Annotated in this window: 15 protein-coding genes and 1 pseudogene; 15 read left to right on the plus strand and 1 reads right to left on the minus strand. The window is 72.5% G+C overall.

The window, feature by feature from the left end; genetic code table 11:
- Window positions 1-129 precede the first annotated feature (129 nt).
- The 5 genes from IF43_RS0106370 to ftsH all read left to right on the plus strand — a co-directional run bounded on the left by IF43_RS0106370 (window position 130) and on the right by ftsH (window position 8,087).
- Window positions 130-1,476, plus strand: a complete 1,347-nt coding sequence (locus IF43_RS0106370) for an ammonium transporter (protein ID WP_030195114.1) — start codon at window positions 130-132, stop codon at window positions 1,474-1,476.
- A complete protein-coding gene (locus IF43_RS0106375) occupies window positions 1,473-1,811 on the plus strand; it encodes a P-II family nitrogen regulator (RefSeq protein WP_030195116.1) in 339 nt (112 codons plus the stop codon). Before IF43_RS0106370 ends, IF43_RS0106375 begins: the two co-directional genes overlap by 4 nt.
- Before the next feature lie 48 nt (window positions 1,812-1,859).
- Window positions 1,860-4,295, plus strand: a complete 2,436-nt coding sequence (locus tag IF43_RS0106380) for a [protein-PII] uridylyltransferase (RefSeq protein WP_030195119.1) — start codon at window positions 1,860-1,862, stop codon at window positions 4,293-4,295.
- 160 nt (window positions 4,296-4,455) lie between these two features.
- Window positions 4,456-6,012 carry a signal recognition particle protein gene (ffh, locus tag IF43_RS0106385; RefSeq protein WP_030195123.1) on the plus strand — a complete coding sequence of 519 codons (1,557 nt, stop codon included), beginning with the start codon at window positions 4,456-4,458 and terminating at the stop codon, window positions 6,010-6,012.
- A gap of 149 nt (window positions 6,013-6,161) precedes the next feature.
- Window positions 6,162-8,087, plus strand: a complete 1,926-nt coding sequence (ftsH, locus tag IF43_RS0106390) for an ATP-dependent zinc metalloprotease FtsH (RefSeq protein ID WP_030195131.1) — start codon at window positions 6,162-6,164, stop codon at window positions 8,085-8,087.
- A gap of 149 nt (window positions 8,088-8,236) precedes the next feature.
- Here the strand turns inward: ftsH and IF43_RS0106395 are convergent, their stop codons facing one another.
- Complete coding sequence (locus IF43_RS0106395) at window positions 8,237-8,935, minus strand: hypothetical protein (RefSeq protein ID WP_030195134.1); 699 nt, start codon at window positions 8,933-8,935, stop codon at window positions 8,237-8,239.
- A gap of 134 nt (window positions 8,936-9,069) precedes the next feature.
- Between IF43_RS0106395 and proS the strand changes: the two genes are divergently transcribed.
- The 10 genes and pseudogenes from proS to lepB (IF43_RS0106445) all read left to right on the plus strand — a co-directional run bounded on the left by proS (window position 9,070) and on the right by lepB (IF43_RS0106445) (window position 17,235).
- On the plus strand, window positions 9,070-10,482 hold the full coding sequence (proS, locus tag IF43_RS0106400) for a proline--tRNA ligase (RefSeq protein ID WP_030195137.1): 1,413 nt from the start codon (window positions 9,070-9,072) through the stop codon (window positions 10,480-10,482).
- 310 nt (window positions 10,483-10,792) lie between these two features.
- Window positions 10,793-11,389 (plus strand): hypothetical protein, encoded by a 597-nt coding sequence (locus IF43_RS0106405; protein WP_030195140.1) that lies wholly within the window; start codon window positions 10,793-10,795, stop codon window positions 11,387-11,389.
- Window positions 11,390-11,635: 246 nt separating this feature from the next.
- Complete coding sequence (gene rpsP, locus IF43_RS0106410) at window positions 11,636-12,076, plus strand: 30S ribosomal protein S16 (RefSeq protein ID WP_030195143.1); 441 nt, start codon at window positions 11,636-11,638, stop codon at window positions 12,074-12,076.
- 2 nt (window positions 12,077-12,078) lie between these two features.
- Window positions 12,079-12,318, plus strand: a complete 240-nt coding sequence (locus tag IF43_RS0106415; protein WP_030011889.1) for an RNA-binding protein — start codon at window positions 12,079-12,081, stop codon at window positions 12,316-12,318.
- Between the two features lie 145 nt (window positions 12,319-12,463).
- On the plus strand, window positions 12,464-13,075 hold the full coding sequence (rimM, locus tag IF43_RS0106420) for a ribosome maturation factor RimM (RefSeq protein WP_030195146.1): 612 nt from the start codon (window positions 12,464-12,466) through the stop codon (window positions 13,073-13,075).
- On the plus strand, window positions 13,075-13,896 hold the full coding sequence (trmD, locus tag IF43_RS0106425) for a tRNA (guanosine(37)-N1)-methyltransferase TrmD (RefSeq protein WP_030195149.1): 822 nt from the start codon (window positions 13,075-13,077) through the stop codon (window positions 13,894-13,896). Before rimM ends, trmD begins: the two co-directional genes overlap by 1 nt.
- Before the next feature lie 134 nt (window positions 13,897-14,030).
- Window positions 14,031-14,381, plus strand: a complete 351-nt coding sequence (rplS, locus tag IF43_RS0106430; RefSeq protein ID WP_030195152.1) for a 50S ribosomal protein L19 — start codon at window positions 14,031-14,033, stop codon at window positions 14,379-14,381.
- A 44-nt stretch (window positions 14,382-14,425) separates the two neighbouring features.
- Window positions 14,426-15,157, plus strand: coding sequence for a signal peptidase I (lepB, locus tag IF43_RS0106435; RefSeq protein WP_030195155.1), 732 nt, complete (start codon window positions 14,426-14,428; stop codon window positions 15,155-15,157).
- Window positions 15,158-15,344: 187 nt separating this feature from the next.
- Window positions 15,345-16,424, plus strand: a pseudogene (gene lepB / locus IF43_RS0106440) (signal peptidase I).
- Window positions 16,333-17,235 (plus strand): signal peptidase I, encoded by a 903-nt coding sequence (gene lepB, locus IF43_RS0106445; RefSeq protein WP_030195161.1) that lies wholly within the window; start codon window positions 16,333-16,335, stop codon window positions 17,233-17,235. Before lepB (IF43_RS0106440) ends, lepB (IF43_RS0106445) begins: the two are co-directional and overlap by 92 nt.
- Window positions 17,236-17,250 lie beyond the last annotated feature (15 nt).

The raw sequence follows: 17,250 nt of genomic DNA on the forward strand, positions 1-17,250 counted from the left end.
CTCTGGGCCATAACCGGCCAGCCAGCCGGAGGGCAGGGCCCACGGACCCGGTCCACCAGGCCCCCTTGCGCCGCTCAGGTCCCACCCACGGTCGCCCGCACGCGAACGTACGACGACGAGGAGACGCCGATGGCACCAGCCATCACGACCCTTGCCGCAGAAGCCCCCCAGCTGTCTGCCGCAAACACCGGGTTCATGCTCATCTGCTCCGCCCTGGTCATGCTGATGACCCCGGGCCTCGCCTTCTTCTACGGCGGCATGGTCCGCGTCAAGAGCAGCCTCAACATGCTGATGATGAGCTTCATCAGCCTCGGGATCGTCACGATCCTCTGGGTGCTCTACGGCTTCAGCCTCGCCTTCGGCACCGACTCCGGCTCCCTGATCGGCTGGAGCTCCGACTACGTCGGCCTGTCCGGCATCGGCCTGACCGAGCTGTGGGACGGCTACACCATCCCCGTCTACGTCTTCGCCGTCTTCCAGCTCATGTTCGCGGTCATCACCCCCGCCCTCATCAGCGGTGCCCTCGCCGACCGTGTCAAGTTCAGCGCCTGGGTGCTCTTCACCGGCCTGTGGGTGAGCCTCGTCTACTTCCCCGTCGCCCACTGGGTGTGGGGCGCCGGCGGCTGGCTGTTCGAGATGGGCGTCATCGACTTCGCGGGCGGCACGGCCGTCCACATCAACGCCGGCGCCGCCGCCCTCGGCGTCATCCTCGTCATCGGCAAGCGGGTGGGCTTCAAGAAGGACCCCATGCGCCCGCACAGCCTCCCCCTGGTCATGCTCGGCGCGGGTCTGCTGTGGTTCGGCTGGTTCGGCTTCAACGCCGGCTCCTGGCTCGGCAACGACGACGGCGTGGGCGCCGTGATGTTCGTCAACACCCAGGTCGCCACCGCCGCCGCCATGCTCGCCTGGCTGGCGTACGAGAAGGTCCGGCACGGCTCCTTCACCACCCTCGGTGCCGCCTCCGGCGCGGTCGCGGGCCTGGTCGCCATCACCCCCTCCGGCGGCTCCTGCTCCCCGCTCGGCGCGATCGCCATCGGTGCCATCGCCGGCCTGCTGTGCGCCATGGCCGTGGGCCTGAAGTACCGGTTCGGCTACGACGACTCCCTCGACGTCGTCGGCGTCCACCTGGTCGGCGGTGTCGTCGGCTCCCTCCTCGTCGGCTTCTTCGCCACCGGCGGCGTCCAGTCCGACGCCAAGGGCCTCTTCTACGGAGGCGGGCTCGAGCAGCTCGGCAAGCAGGCGATCGGCGTCTTCGCCGTCCTGGCCTACTCTCTGGTCGTGTCCGCGCTGCTCGCCTTCCTGCTCGACAAGACCATCGGGATGCGCGTCACCGAGGACGACGAGGTGTCCGGCATCGACCAGGTCGAACACGCCGAGACCGCGTACGACTTCAGCGGCGCCGGCGGGGGAGCGGCCGGCCGGTCCACCGCAGCCCCCGCCCCCTCCCCCCTGGCCGCCAAGAAGGTGGACGCATGAAGCTCATCACCGCGATCGTCAAGCCGCACAAGCTCGACGAGATCAAGGAAGCCCTCCAGACCTACGGCATCGAGGGCCTGACGGTCACCGAGGCCAGCGGCTACGGACGCCAGCGCGGCCACACGGAGGTCTACCGCGGCGCCGAGTACACCGTCGACCTCGTCCCCAAGATCCGCATAGAGGTCGTCGCGGACGACGACGACGCCGACTCGGTCGCCGACGTCATCGTCAAGGCCGCCCGCACCGGCAAGATCGGTGACGGCAAGGTCTGGATCGTCCCGGTCGACTCCGTCGTCCGGGTACGGACCGGCGAGCGCGGCGCGGACGCGCTGTAGAGCCGTACACCTCCGCACACCGCAGAGCTGCACGAACGGAGCCCCAGGGTGACGAGCCTCGACGACACGACCGAACAGGCGGACCCCGGACACGGCGGCTACGCGGCGGCCCGGCTGCGACTCCTCCAGCAGGAGTCGCAGGCCGGGCCGTCGCGCCGTTCCGCCCTGGCCCGGCTGACCGACCAGTGGCTGACCGGGCTCTTCGCCGCGGCCGCCCGCGACACCGGCGTGCGCGGCGCCGCCCTGGTCGCCGTCGGCGGCTACGGCCGCGCCGAACTCTCCCCCCGCAGCGACCTCGACCTGCTGCTCCTGCACGACGGCAAGGCCGCCCCCGGTGACCTCGCCGCCCTGGCCGACCGCCTCTGGTACCCCGTCTGGGACCTCGGCCTCGCCCTCGACCACTCCGTACGCACCCCCGCCCAGGCCCGCAAGACCGCCGCCGAGGACCTCAAGGTCCACCTCGGGCTGCTCGACGCCCGCCCGGTCGCCGGCGACCTCGGGCTCCTCGCGGGCCTGCGCAGCACCGTCCTCGCCGACTGGCGCAACCAGGCGACCAAGCGCCTGCCCGAACTGCACGCCCTGTGCCGCGACCGGGCCGAGCGCGCCGGTGAGCTGCGCTTCCTCCTCGAACCCGACCTCAAGGAGGCCCGCGGCGGCCTGCGCGACGCCACCGCCCTGCGGGCCGTGGCCGCCTCCTGGCTCGCCGACGCGCCCCGCGAGGGCCTGGCCGAGGCCCGCCGCGTCCTGCTCGACACCCGCGACGCACTCCACCTGGCCACCGGCCGCGCCACCGACCGGCTCGCCCTCCAGGAACAGGACCAGGTCGCCGCCGCCCTCGACCTGCCGGGCGCCGACGCGCTGCTGCGCGGCGTCTACGAGGCCGCCGGCGTCATCGGCTACGCGGGCGACGTCACCTGGCGCGAGGTGGGCCGGGTGCTGCGGGCCCGGTCCGCCCGGCCCCGGCTGCGCGGCCTGCTCGGCACCCGGGGCCCCGCCACCGAGCGCGCCCCGCTCGCCGAGGGCGTCGTCGAACAGGACGGCGAGGCGGTGCTCGCCCTCGCCGCCAAGCCGGAGCGCGACGCCGTCCTGCCGCTGCGCTTCGCGGCGGCCGCCGCCCAGGCCGGACTGCCGGCCTCCCCGCACGCCGTACGCCGCCTCGCCGCACAGGCCAAGGCCCTGCCCGTGCCGTGGCCCGCCGAGGCCCGGGAGCAACTGGTGACCCTGCTCGGCGCGGGCGAGCCGATGGTGGCCGTCTGGGAGGCCCTCGAGGCGGAGGGCCTGGTCACGCGGCTGCTGCCGGACTGGGACCGGGTCCGCTTCCGGCCGCAGCGCAACCCCGTCCACACCTGGACCGTGGACCGCCACCTCATCGAGACCGCCGTCCGGGCCGCCGCCCTCACCCGCCGCGTCGGCCGCCCGGACCTGCTGCTCGTCGCGGCGCTGCTGCACGACATCGGCAAGGGCCTGCCCGGCGACCACTCCGTCGCGGGCGAGGCCGTCGCCCGTGACGCGGCCGCCCGCATGGGTTTCGACAAGGACGACGCGGCCGTGGTCGCCACCCTCGTCCGCCACCACCTGCTGCTCATCGACACCGCCACCCGGCGCGACCTGGACGACCCCGTGACCGTACGGACCGTCGCCGACGCCGTGGGCTCCGCGAGCGCCCTCGAACTGCTGCACGCCCTCACCGAGGCGGACGCGCTCGCCACCGGCCCGGCCGCCTGGTCGTCCTGGCGCGGATCCCTCGTCGCCGACCTGGTCACACGCGTGGCCGCAGTGCTCTCCGGCGCCCCCGCGGCCGCCCCCCACGCGGATGCGCCGAGCGCCGAGCAGGAGCGGCTGGCGGTGGAGGCGGTGCGTACGGGCGGCCCGGTGCTCGCGCTGCGGACCCGTGCCGAGACCCGCACCGAGGAGCCGGACGAGGTGGGGGTCGAGCTGCTGATCGCCGTCCCCGACCAGCCGGGGGTGCTCCCCGCGGCCGCGGGCGTCCTCGCCCTGCACCGGCTCACCGTGCGCGCGGCCGACCTGCGGACGGTGGAGCTGCCGGACGCGCTGGGGGAGGTGCTGGCCCTGCGCTGGCGGGTGGCGGCCGAGTACGGCTCGCTGCCGCAGGCCGCGCGGCTACGGGCCGACCTGGTCCGGGCGCTCGACGGCTCGCTGGACGTCCCGGCGAAGCTGGCCGAGCGCGAGGCCGCGTACCGGCGCCGGCGCGGGATGCTCCCGCCGCCCCCGCGGGTCGCGGTCGTGCCGGGGGTCTCCTCCCAGGCCACCGTCCTGGAGGTCCGGGCGCCCGACGCGGTCGGCCTGCTGCACCGCATCGGGCTGGCCCTGGACGGCGGTGGCGTCCGCGTCCGGAGCGCCCACGTGTCCACCCTGGGCGCCAACGCCGTCGACACGCTGTACGTCACCGACGCCAAGGGCGCCCCCCTCCCCCCGGACGAGGCCGCCGCCCTGGCCCGCACGGTCGAATCCGCCCTGTCCTGACCCCGGCGCCCAGGCCCCCCGGCCGCCCCCGCCTCCCGTCCCGCCCGGGTGTCCGAGGACGCCCCGCGAACCGGGATCGGGCCGGGGGGCCCGGGAGAGTGGACGCGCCGGATACCCTGGGGGACGACCGCTCCCGACGACCCGAGGATTCGCGACCACCGTGTTCGATACGCTCTCCGACCGCCTCGCAGCCACATTCAAGTCCCTCAGGGGCAAGGGCCGCCTGTCCGAGGCCGACATCGACGCCACGGCACGGGAGATCCGTATCGCCCTCCTCGAGGCCGACGTCGCCCTGCCCGTCGTCCGGGCCTTCATCAAGCAGGTCAAGGAGCGCGCGCTCGGCTCCGAGGTCTCGCAGGCCCTGAACCCGGCCCAGCAGGTCATCAAGATCGTCAACGAGGAGCTCATCGGCATCCTCGGCGGCGAGACCCGCCGGCTCCGCTTCGCCAAGCAGCCGCCCACCGTCATCATGCTGGCCGGTCTCCAGGGTGCCGGTAAGACCACCCTCGCCGGAAAGCTCGGCTTCTGGCTCAAGAGCCAGGGCCACACCCCGCTGCTCGTCGCCTGCGACCTCCAGCGCCCCAACGCCGTCACCCAGCTCGGCGTCGTCGCCGAGCGTGCCGGCGTCGGCTTCTACGGCCCGCAGCCGGGCAACGGCGTCGGCGACCCGGTCCAGGTCGCCAAGGACTCCATCGACCACGCGAAGACGAAGCAGCACGACGTCGTCATCGTCGACACCGCCGGCCGCCTCGGCATCGACCAGGAGATGATGCAGCAGGCCGCGGACATCCGCGACGCCGTCTCTCCCGACGAGGTCCTCTTCGTCGTCGACGCCATGATCGGTCAGGACGCGGTCAACACCGCCGAGGCCTTCCGCGACGGCGTCGGCTTCGACGGCGTCGTGCTCTCCAAGCTCGACGGCGACGCCCGCGGTGGTGCCGCGCTCTCCATCGCGCACGTCACCGGCAAGCAGATCATGTTCGCCTCCAACGGCGAGAAGCTGGACGACTTCGACGCGTTCCACCCGGACCGCATGGCGTCCCGCATCCTCGGCATGGGCGACATGCTCAGCCTCATCGAGAAGGCCGAGCAGACCTTCTCGCAGGCCGAGGCCGAGAAGATGGCGGCCAAGCTCGCCAAGGGCCCCAAGGAGTTCACGCTCGACGACTTCCTGTCGCAGATGGAGCAGGTCCGCAAGATGGGCTCCATCTCCAAGCTCCTCGGCATGCTCCCGGGCATGGGCCAGATCAAGGAGCAGATCAACAACATCGACGAGCGCGACGTCGACCGCACCGCCGCGATCATCAAGTCGATGACCCCGGCCGAGCGCCAGGACCCGACGATCATCAACGGCTCCCGCCGCGCCCGTATCGCCAAGGGCTCCGGCGTCGAGGTCAGCGCCGTCAAGAACCTCGTCGAGCGGTTCTTCGAGGCCCGCAAGATGATGTCCCGCATGGCCCAGGGCGGCGGCATGCCCGGCATGCCCGGCATCCCGGGCATGGGCGGCGGACCCGGCCGCCAGAAGAAGCAGCAGAAGCAGGCCAAGGGCAAGCGCCAGAGCGGCAACCCGATGAAGCGCAGGGCCGAGGAGGCCGCCGCCCAGGCGCGCCGCGACCAGGCCGGCCAGGACGCCCCCGGCAACCCGTTCGGCCTGCCTGCCGGCCAGCCCGGCCAGGACTTCGAACTCCCCGACGAGTTCAAGAAGTTCATGGGCTGACATCCTGCCCCCGGCGAAGGCCCCCGCGTCCCGGACGCGGGGGCCTTTCCCGTCCCCGCGGCGGCCCGTCAGCCGGGCAGCGCACCCCCCGCGCGTCCGCCCGGTACCTCCCGTAATGTCGGATCCCACGACGCAGGAGGTGGTCCGACGTGCCCAGCCCGACCCCCGTGCCGCCGCGCTCGCGGGCCGACACCCCCTGGCGCTCCGAGGGCGCTCCGCCACCACCCCCGAAGAGGCGCATGGCCGGCGGCTGGCGCGGTCTGGTCCTCACCGCCCTGATCGTCTACCTCATCACCAACCTGGTGCTGTCCTTCGTCGGGGAGGAGAACGAGCCGACCATCTCGTACACCGAGTTCAGCAAGCAGGTCGCCGCCGGCAACGTCTCGAAGATCTACTCCAAGGGCGACGCCATCGAGGGCCAGCTCAAGAAGGAGCAGCCCATCCCCGGCGGCGACGGCGACTACACCAAGTTCACCACCCAGCGCCCCGTCTTCGCCGACGACGACCTGTGGCAGAGCCTCACCTCCAAGGGCGTCACCGTCACCGCCTCCCCGGTCGTCGAGCACCGCAGCTTCCTCTACAACCTCCTGATCTCCCTCGCCCCGATGCTGCTGCTCATCGGCCTGTGGGTGCTCGTCGCCCGGCGCATGGGCGCGGCCATGGGCGGCGCCGGCGGCCCGTTCGGCCGCAAGGCGCCCCCGAAACCCGTCGAACTGCAGGAGGGCGCGCGCACCACCTTCGACGACGTGGCCGGCATCGACGAGGTCGAGCACGAGCTCAGCGAGGTCGTGGACTTCCTCAAGAACCCCGAGGCCTACCGGCGCATGGGCGCCCGGATGCCCGGCGGCGTGCTGCTGGCCGGCCCGCCCGGCACCGGCAAGACCCTGCTCGCGCGGGCGGTCGCGGGCGAGGCCGGGGTGCCGTTCTTCTCGGCCTCGGCCTCCGAGTTCATCGAGATGATCGTGGGCGTCGGCGCCAGCCGGGTCCGCGAGTTGTTCACCGAGGCCCGCAAGGTGGCCCCCGCGATCATCTTCATCGACGAGATCGACACCATCGGCCGGGCCCGCGGCGGCGGGGCCGCGATGGGCGGCCACGACGAACGCGAGCAGACGCTCAACCAGATCCTCACCGAGATGGACGGCTTCTCCGGGTCCGAAGGGGTCGTCGTCATCGCCGCGACCAACCGCGCCGACGTGCTCGACCCGGCCCTGACCCGGCCCGGCCGCTTCGACCGCACCGTCATGGTCTCCCCGCCGGACCGCGGCGGCCGCGAGGCGATCCTGAAGATCCACACCCGTGAGATCCCGCTCGACCGCGCCGTCGACCTCGCCCAGGTGGCCCGTACGACGCCCGGGATGACCGGCGCGGAGCTCGCCAACCTCGCCAACGAAGCCGCCCTGCTCGCCGTCAAGCGCAAGCAGAGCGCCGTCACCCAGTCGGACCTCTCCGACGCCCTGGAGAAGGTGCAGCTCGGTGCCGAGCGGCCGCTGGTCATGCCGGAGGAGGAACGCCGGCGCACCGCGTACCACGAGAGCGGGCACGCGCTGCTGGGCATGCTCCAACCCGGTGCCGATCCCGTACGGAAGATCACCATCGTGCCCCGCGGGCGCGCGCTCGGCGTCACCCTCTCGACGCCGGAGTCCGACCGGTACGCGTACACCGAGGAGTACCTGCGCGGCAGGATCATCGGCGCGCTCGGCGGTATGGCGGCGGAGCAGGTCGTCTACGGGGTCGTCACCACCGGGGCCGAGAACGACCTCGAACAGGTCACCAACATCGCCCGCGGGATGGTCGGCCGCTGGGGCATGAGCGACCGCGTCGGACGGCTGACCGCCATCCCCTCCGACGCCCAGCAGGCGTACGGGCTCTCCGCCGCGCCCGCCACCCTCGACGCGGTCGACGGCGAGATGCGGCGGATCGTGGACGAGTGCTACGACCACGCCTGCCGGCTGCTGCGCGAGCACCGCGACAAGCTCGACGCCCTCGCCGAGGCCCTGATGCGCCACGAGAGCCTCGACGAGCAGGCCGCCTACGCCGCCGCCGGCGTCCCCCGTCCAGCGAAGTCCGCGGACTGAGCCACCTGCCGCGGGCGCCTCACCGGGGGTGCCTCACCGGGAGACCCCTCACCGGGAGACCCCTCGCCGGGAGACCCCTCGCCGGGGGTGCCTCACCGGGAGACCCCTCACCAAGAGACCCCTCACCGGGAGCGCCCCACCGCGGCGCCTCAGTGGGGCGTCCAGCCGGCGGCGCCGCCCTGGGGCACCCGCGCCACCACGTACCGGAACAGGTTCGGCAGCCACACCGTCCCGTCCGCGTGCACATAGGGGTGCAGCGCCTCCGCCAGCTCCTTCTCCACGGTGTCCGGGTCGCCGGCGTCGCACAGGCCCGCCGAGAGCAGCCCCCGCACCGCCGAGTCCGCGTCCGCGTACCCGAACGGGCAGAACACCCGACCCGAGCCGTCCGGCACCAGTCCCGCCGCGTACGCCCGCAGCTCCAGCGCGTCGCGCGCGGGGGGCACCCATGCGTCGCCCAGCACCGCCGCGGTCGCGCACCGCTCCGGCGGGCCCCAGCCCGCCAGCACCACCGCGCCGCCCCGGCGCACCAGCGGCAGGACGGCCGCCAGGTCCCCGGAGCCGTCCACGGCGAAGTCGGTCACCACGTCGTACGGGCCGCCCGTCGGCGCCCGGTCCGCGGCCAGCCCGCGCTCCCGCGCGAGCGCGAGCCGGTCCGGGTCGGCCTCCACGCCGAAGACCGCCGCGCCCCGGGCCGCGGCCAGCAGCAGGGCGAGCCCCGCGCCGCAGTCGAGCCCGAGCAGCCGCGTGCCGGAGGCCACGTCGAGCCGGTCGTACACCGCCTCGTACAGCGGCACCAGCATCCGCTCCTGGATCTCCGCCCAGTCCCGGGCGACCAGCGTCGGTGTCATGGCAAAAGCGCTCCCGTCCTTCCATGCCCCCGCTCTGCCCCCGTTGACAAGGCAAGCGCGTTCGGCGGTCCTCGTCCATAGGCCGCGCGGACCCGATTCACGCTCGACCGCCCGCGCGCCGTACCATTCGCGCCATGGCAAAGGCACCCGTTCTCACCCCGCAGGCGGAGGACTTCCCCCGCTGGTACCAGGACCTGATCAACAAGGCCGAACTGGCCGACAACGGCCCGGTGCGCGGCACCATGGTCATCCGGCCGTACGGCTACGGCCTGTGGGAGCGGATGCAGCAGGAGATGGACGCGCGCATCAAGGAAGCGGGTGCCCAGAACGCCTACTTCCCGATGTTCATCCCCCAGGCCTACCTGACCAAGGAGGCCGAGCACGTCGAGGGCTTCGCCCCCGAGCTCGCGGTCGTCACGCACGGTGGCGGCAAGCAGCTCGAGGAGCCGGTCGTGGTCCGCCCGACCTCCGAGACGATCATCAACGACTACTTCTCGAAGTGGGTCCAGAGCTACCGCGACCTGCCCCTGCTGATCAACCAGTGGGCGAACGTGGTGCGCTGGGAGATGCGTCCGCGCGTGTTCCTCCGTACGAGCGAGTTCCTGTGGCAGGAGGGCCACACGGCCCACGCCACGTACGAGGACGCCCGCGACTACGCCGCCCGCATCCACCGCGACGTGTACGGCGACTTCATGGTCAACGTGCTCGGCATCGACGTGGTGCTCGGCCGCAAGACCCCCAAGGAGCGCTTCGCCGGCGCCATCAACACCCTCACCCTCGAGGGCATGATGGGCGACGGCAAGGCCCTGCAGATGGGCACGAGCCACGAGCTCGGCCAGAACTTCGCCAAGGCGTTCAACACCCAGTACCTGTCCAAGGACAGCAAGCAGGAGTTCGTCTGGCAGACCTCGTGGGGCGTCTCGACCCGCATGGTCGGCGGTCTGATCATGTCGCACGGCGACGACAACGGCCTGCGGGTGCCGCCGAAGCTGGCGCACGTCCAGGTCGTCGTCATGGCCATCAAGGGCGACGAGGCCGTGGCGAAGGTCCGCGAGCTGGGCGACCGCCTGAAGGCCGTCGGCATCCGCGTCCACGTGGACGACCGCACCGACATCCCGTTCGGCCGCCGCGCCGTGGACTGGGAGCTCAAGGGCGTGCCGGTGCGCATCGAGATCGGCCCCCGCGACCTGGAGAACGGCACCGCCATGCTGGCCCGCCGGATCCCGGGCGGCAAGGAGGCCGTGCAGATCGACGCGCTGGCCGACCTGCTGCCGAAGGTGCTGGAGGAGGACCAGGCGCAGCTGCTGCGCGAGTCCCGCGAGCGCCGCATCGCCCGTACCACCGACGTGTCGACCATCGACGAGGCCGCCGAGGCCGCCGTCGCCGGCGGCTGGGCGCGCATCCCGTGGGCCGACCTCGGCCCCGAGGGCGAGGCCAAGCTGGGCGAGCAGGCCGTGACGGTGCGCTGCCTGGTGGCCGAGGACGGGTCGGTCCCCGAGTCGGACGACGCCCCGGGCACGCTGGCGATCGTCGCGCGCTCCTACTGATCGCACGCCGAGGGCGTACGCGGTCGCGCGCGGCCGCGTACGCATCTCGGAGTGATCCTTCCGCATCCGCGTTCGGATCCGCCTCCCCCGGGCGGCGGATCCTGCGGTGGGTGGGGCGCCCGCCCGTCGGATCTCCCGTGGACGGGTCCCTCCGGTTCCGACCGGGGGGACTCCCTTACGTACCGACTCCTCCGGAGTTCTGCGTACCCGTCCTCGTCGGGACGCATGAGACTGAACTGACTGGTACGTGCAAAAAATTTGGAATGGCCCGGAATCGGAACACCGGGGCACCCCGCGTCGTTGTCACGACGTGAGCACGACACCACCTGTTCTCGCCGCAGAGCTGGCACAGGCGTGGGCCGACATTCAGCGGTACCACCCCGAGCTGCCCGACCTTGCCGCGCCCGAGTCCCTGATCGGAGAGTCCTCGTCCGCCTGCGGCGCCGAGCTCTCCTTCGAGCGACTGCTGCACGAGGCAGTCCACGGCATCGCAGCCGCCCGCGGGGTGCGTGACACCTCGCGCGCCGGGCGGTACCACAACCGCAGATTCCTCGCGATCGCCGAGGAGATGGGCCTGGACCACTCCGACGAGCCGCACGCCAGCAGCGGCTTCTCGCTGGTCACGCTCAACCCCGAGGCGAAGAAGCGCTACCGGCCGACCATCGAGCGGCTCCAGCGCGCCCTGAAGGCGCACACCGCGGCCACCGCCGCCGACACCAAGCGCTCCTTCCGCGGGCCGGCCGCGCGGCACGGCTCCTCGGGCGGCGGCGTGCGCGTCAAGGCGGTCTGCGAGTGCGGACGCAACGTCCGGGTGGTCCCGTCGGTGCTCGCCCAGGCGCCCATCGTGTGCGGCGGCTGCATGAAGCCGTTCCGGATCCCCGAGGTCGCGGTCGCGGCGGCGTCCTGACGTCGGACCGGCGCCCGGCGCCCGGCGCCGGTCCCGGGCGGGCACGGCCACGCCGTCGGCCCTGGCCGCCCAGGCCCTCGATGACGGGCGCGCGGTACGCGTGTGGCACAATGGCTAGCTGTACTCGACAGTCGCATAGGACCCCTCTCTCCTCCGGCTGACGCGTCCATCGGGCACCCGAGTACCGCAACCCCACGTGGCATCTCGTTGTGCCCAACCACGTCAAGACCAGGAGACACCACTCCAGTGGCAGTCAAGATCAAGCTCAAGCGCCTCGGCAAGATTCGCCAGCCGCACTACCGCATCGTCGTCGCCGACTCGCGCACCCGCCGCGATGGTCGTGCGATCGAGGAGATCGGTCTGTACCACCCCACGTACAACCCGTCGCGCATCGAGGTCGACTCGGAGCGTGCGCAGTACTGGCTGTCCGTCGGCGCCCAGCCGACCGAGCCCGTGCTGGCCATCCTGAAGGTCACCGGCGACTGGCAGAAGTTCAAGGGCCTGCCGGCTCCGGCCCCGATGCTCGTCGCCGAGCCGAAGGCCGACAAGCGCGCCGCGTTCGAGGCGTTCGCCAAGGGCCTCGAGGGTGACGACGTGAAGGGTGAGGCCATCACCCAGAAGTCGAAGAAGACCGAGAAGAAGGCGGACGAGGCCGAGGCCGCGTCCACCGAGTCGACCGAGGCCTGATCATGCTCGAGGAGGCTCTCGAGCACCTCGTGAAGGGCATCGTCGACAACCCCGACGAGGTGCAGGTCGCTTCGCGCAACCTGCGCCGCGGGCAGGTCCTCGAGGTCCGGGTCCACCCCGACGACCTCGGCAAGGTGATCGGCCGCAACGGCCGCACCGCGCGTGCCCTGCGCACCGTCGTGGGCGCCATCGGCGGACGGGGCATCCGCGTCGACCTCGTCGACGTGGACCAGGTCCGCTGATCAGTAGAGTCACCGGCACGGGCCGGGGAGGGCGTGCAGCCCGCCCCGGCCCGTCGTCGTCTGTCCCGGGACGCAGGGGGTCCGGCCCCGGCCGTACGGGGTCCCGGCCCGGTTCCCACGGGCCGTCTGAACAGGAGAGACAAGCGTGCAGCTGGTAGTCGCGCGGATCGGCCGCGCCCACGGCATCAAGGGTGAGGTCACCGTCGAGGTGCGGACCGACGAGCCGGAGCTGCGGCTCAGCCCCGGGGCCGTGCTCCAGACCGATCCCGCGTCCGCCGGACCGCTCACCATCGCGACCGGACGGGTGCACAGCGGCCGCCTCCTGCTGCGCTTCGAGGGCGTGGCCGACCGCACCGCGGCCGAGGCCCTGCGCAACACCCTCCTCATCGCGGACGTCGACCCCGACGAGCTGCCGGAGGAGGAGGACGAGTTCTACGACCACCAGCTCCTGGACCTCGACGTGGTCCTCGCCGACGGCACCGAGATCGGCCGGATCACCGAGATCTCGCACCTGCCCTCGCAGGACCTCTTCATCGTCGAGCGGCCCGACGGCACCGAGGTGATGGTCCCGTTCGTGGAGGAGATCGTCACCGAGATCGACCTGGAGGGCCAGCGCGCCGTCATCGACCCGCCGCCCGGCCTGATCGACGACCGCGCGGTGATCGCCTCCGCCCGTGACGCCGAGTCGGGTTCCGGCGACTCCGGCGACTCCGGCGACTCCGGCGACTCCGGCGACGCCGGCGAGGACGCGTCCTGATGCGGCTCGACGTCGTCACGATCTTCCCGGAGTACCTCGAGCCCCTGAACGTCTCGCTGGTCGGCAAGGCCCGGGCGCGCGGACAGCTCGACGTACACGTCCACGACCTGCGCGCCTGGACGTACGACCGCCACAACACGGTCGACGACACCCCGTACGGCGGCGGTCCCGGCATGGTCATGAAGACCGAGCCCTGGGGCGACGCCCTCGACACGGTCCTGGCCGACGGGTACGAGTCCGGGGCGCACGGCCCCGTGATGGTCGTCCCCACCCCGAGCGGCCGGCCGTTCACCCAGGAGCTCGCCGTGGAGCTCTCGGAGCGCCCCTGGCTGATCTTCACGCCGGCCCGCTACGAGGGCATCGACCGGCGCGTGATGGACGAGTACGCCACCCGCATGCCGGTCTACGAGGTCTCCATCGGCGACTACGTGCTCGCCGGCGGCGAGGCCGCGGTCCTGGTGGTCACCGAGGCCGTGGCCCGGCTGCTGCCCGGTGTCCTGGGCAACGCCGAGTCCCACCGCGACGACTCCTTCGCGCCCGGCGAGATGGCCAACCTCCTCGAAGGACCCGTCTACACCAAGCCGCCGCAGTGGCGCGGCCGCGGCATCCCCGAGGTGCTGCTCAGCGGCCACCACGGCAAGATCGCGCGGTGGCGCCGGGACCAGGCCTTCGCACGGACCGTGGTCAACCGGCCGGACCTCGTCGAGCGCACCCCGGCCGCCGCCTTCGACAAGAAGGACCGCGAGACGCTGAGCATCCTGGGCTGGGAGCCCGCCCCCGACGGCCGATTTTGGCGCCGGGCACACGCCGTGGAAGAATAGGCGGCTGCTGTACGCCTGCACCGTGCTCCTGCCACAGGGGGACCGTCGCGGACCGGGTGGAACGGCTACCGACTCTCTACGAACTCCCGCCCGGCGGCCTGTGGCGTCGTGCGAAGAAAGCAGACGAAAAAACCATGTCGAACCTGCTCGACCAGGTCAACGCCGCCGCGCTGCGCTCCGACGTCCCGGCCTTCCGCCCGGGTGACACGGTCAACGTGCACGTCCGCGTCATCGAGGGCAACCGCTCCCGCATCCAGCAGTTCAAGGGCGTCGTCATCCGCCGCCAGGGCTCGGGCGTCAGCGAGACCTTCACGGTCCGCAAGGTCTCCTTCAGCGTCGGCGTCGAGCGCACCTTCCCGGTGCACTCCCCGATCTTCGAGAAGATCGAGCTCGTCACCCGCGGTGACGTGCGCCGCGCCAAGCTGTACTACCTCCGTGAGCTCCGCGGCAAGGCCGCGAAGATCAAGGAGAAGCGCGACAACTGAGCTCGGCTCCGGTGCTCCGGGGCGGCCGGATAGGCTCGCCCCCGATGGACACCGAAGCACGACTCACGCAGCGCGGCAGCTCCTCCTCCGATCCCGGCGACGGGACGGCGGGGGAGCGGCCGCGCTTCGCGTTTTTCCGGCGGCTGACCGTGGGCCGCGCCGCGCTCCTGGGGGTGGCCTGCACGGGCGCCCTCCTGCTGGTGAGCAATTTCGTCGTCCAGCCCTTCCTCATCCCGAGCCGGTCGATGCAGCCGACGCTCCGGGTGGGGGACCGGGTGCTGGTCAACAAGCTGGCGTACCGTTTCGGCAACCAGCCGCGGCGCGGTGACGTGGTGGTCTTCGACGGCACCGGTTCCTTCGTGCAGGAGCCCGCCCCCGGCCGTCCGGTGGGCGACCTGGTGCACGGCGCGGCCGCCGCCCTCGGGCTCGCCGAGCCGGCGGACACCGACTTCGTGAAGCGGGTGGTGGGAGTGGGCGGGGACGACGTGGTCTGCTGCGACGTGCGCGGCCGCGTGAAGGTCAACGGCGTGCCGGTCGAGGAGGACTACCTCTACCCCGGCGACGCGCCCTCCCGGGTCCCGTTTCGCATCGCCGTCCCGTTGGGGACGCTGTTCGTCATGGGGGACCACCGCTCGCAGTCGCGCGACTCCCGGGACCACCTCGGGGACCCGGGCGGCGGCATGGTGCCCGTCGACAAGGTCATCGGGCGGGCCGACTGGATCGGCTGGCCCTTCACGCACTGGGCCGTCGTGAGAACCGGCGGGGGGCATGGGTAGCCGCGGGCGGCCGCGCGGCGCGGCCCCCGACCCGCAGCCGGGACCCCGTGCCGCGGCACGGGCCGGCAGTCGTACGGGCGGGCGCGGGGACGGCCGTACGGACGGCCCGGCGGACGGTCCCGGGGGCGGCCGCGCGGCCGGCCGCACGGGCGGTCGTACGCCCACGGGTGCGGGACGGACCGGCGGGCTGGCGGCGGCGGGGGCCGGAACCTCGGTGCCCCTGGCGCCCTCCGGGCCGGGCCGGGCCGAGCGGCGGCGGCTGGCCCGCCGGATCAAGCGGCGGCGTCGCACCAGGACGGCGGGCGAGGTCCCGTTGCTGGTGGTGGTCGCCCTGCTGATCGCCCTGCTGCTCAAGACCTTCCTGGTGCAGGCCTTCGTGATCCCGTCCGGGTCGATGGAGCAGACCATCCGGATCGGTGACCGGGTCCTGGTCGACAAGCTCACGCCCTGGTTCGGGGCCGAGCCCGAGCGGGGCGAGGTCGTGGTCTTCAAGGACCCGGGCGGCTGGCTGCGCGGCGAGACCCGGCGGGTGGAGCCCGACCCGGTGGGCGTCAAGCAGATCAAGCAGGCGCTGACGTTCATCGGCCTGCTGCCCTCCGCCGACGAGCAGGACCTGATCAAGCGGGTGATCGCGGTCGGCGGGGACACCGTCAAGTGCTGCGACGCGCGCGGCCGGGTCACCGTCAACGGCACCGCGCTGGACGAGCCGTACGTGAGCCCGGGCAATTCACCCTCGGAGGTGACGTTCGAGGTGAAGGTGCCGAAGGGGCGGTTGTTCGTGATGGGCGACCACCGCGCCAACTCCGCCGACTCGCGCTTCCACCTCGGCGAGCCCTTCCACGGGACGATCCCGCAGGAGGGCGTCCTGGGGCGGGCCGTGGTGATCGCCTGGCCCTTCGACCACTGGCGCAAGCTGGAAGTGCCGGCCACCTTCCGGCAGGTGCCGGAACCCGCGCGGCGCGGGCGCCGCCGGGGCCGCCGGGTCGCATAGGGTGTCCCCTCGGGATCACGGCATGATCCACACCCAGGATCAGGGCGTGGTCCACAGGAACGCCTGGAAAACTGGTCACCTCCCGACCCCTGCGGAACTCCCGCTCGTTAAGGGAGTGGAGCGCTCTCGGCGCATCGGTCGCGGGCGCACGTGCTGACAGGAGTGAGGAGTGGACGTGGGGGATGTGGCGGTCGGCGCACGGTCCGGACGCGAGGAACCCGAGGAACGGCAGGAGGTTGCCGTGGACGGCGACAGCGGTCGGCCCGCCGACGGTGACGGTCACGACCGGACCGGCGACGGTGACGGTGACGGCACGGCCGAAGGCACCGCGCGCAAGCAGCGCTCCTTCTGGAAGGAGCTGCCGCTCCTGGTCGGCATCGCCCTGGTCCTCGCGCTGCTGATCAAGACCTTCCTGGTCCAGGCGTTCTCGATCCCCTCAGACTCGATGCAGAACACGCTGCAGCGGGGCGACCGGGTGCTGGTGGACAAGCTGACCCCGTGGTTCGGCTCGGAGCCGCAGCGCGGCGAGGTCGTCGTCTTCCACGACCCGAACAAGTGGCTGGAGGGCGAGCCCACGCCGCAGCCCAATCTGATCCAGGAGTTCCTGAGCAAGATCGGCCTCATGCCCTCCGCCGACGAGAAGGACCTGATCAAGCGGGTCATCGGGGTCGGCGGCGACCACGTCTCCTGCGCGAAGGGAGGCCCGGTCAAGGTCAACGGCAAGGCCCTCGACGAGCCGTACATCTTCCCCGGCAACACCCCGTGCGACGACAAGCCGTTCGACGTCACGGTGCCGAAGGGCCACATCTGGGTGATGGGCGACCACCGCCAGAACTCGTACGACTCCCGGTACCACATGGAGGACAAGACCAAGGGCTTCGTGCCCAACGGCAAGGTCGTGGGCCGTGCCGTCGTGGTCGCGTGGCCGGTGACCCGCTGGGCCACCCTGCCGATCCCGGACACCTTCGACCAGCCCGGTCTGTCGGCCGCCATGGGCGCCGCGCCGGTCGGCCTGGGCGTCGCGGCGGCGGTTCCGCTGGTGCTCTGGCGCCGGCGGCGGCTTACGCAGGTCGGTACCGACGGGTAGGGTGCCGTCCCAGAT

Origin of the sequence: Streptomyces sp. NRRL S-87 (assembly GCF_000719335.1) — a bacterium.
Lineage (GTDB): Bacteria > Actinomycetota > Actinomycetes > Streptomycetales > Streptomycetaceae > Streptomyces.

Excerpts from the sequence above, each read along its gene's own strand:
- IF43_RS0106370 (WP_030195114.1), top strand. The coding sequence starts at position 130 with ATGGCACCAGCCATCACGACCCTTGCCGCAGAAGCCCCCCAGCTGTCT.
- IF43_RS0106375 (WP_030195116.1), top strand. The coding sequence starts at position 1,473 with ATGAAGCTCATCACCGCGATCGTCAAGCCGCACAAGCTCGACGAGATC.
- IF43_RS0106395 (WP_030195134.1), bottom strand. The coding sequence starts at position 8,935 with ATGACACCGACGCTGGTCGCCCGGGACTGGGCGGAGATCCAGGAGCGG.
- proS (WP_030195137.1), top strand. The coding sequence starts at position 9,070 with ATGGCAAAGGCACCCGTTCTCACCCCGCAGGCGGAGGACTTCCCCCGC.
- IF43_RS0106415 (WP_030011889.1), top strand. The coding sequence starts at position 12,079 with ATGCTCGAGGAGGCTCTCGAGCACCTCGTGAAGGGCATCGTCGACAAC.
- trmD (WP_030195149.1), top strand. The coding sequence starts at position 13,075 with ATGCGGCTCGACGTCGTCACGATCTTCCCGGAGTACCTCGAGCCCCTG.
- rplS (WP_030195152.1), top strand. The coding sequence starts at position 14,031 with ATGTCGAACCTGCTCGACCAGGTCAACGCCGCCGCGCTGCGCTCCGAC.
- lepB (WP_030195155.1), top strand. The coding sequence starts at position 14,426 with ATGGACACCGAAGCACGACTCACGCAGCGCGGCAGCTCCTCCTCCGAT.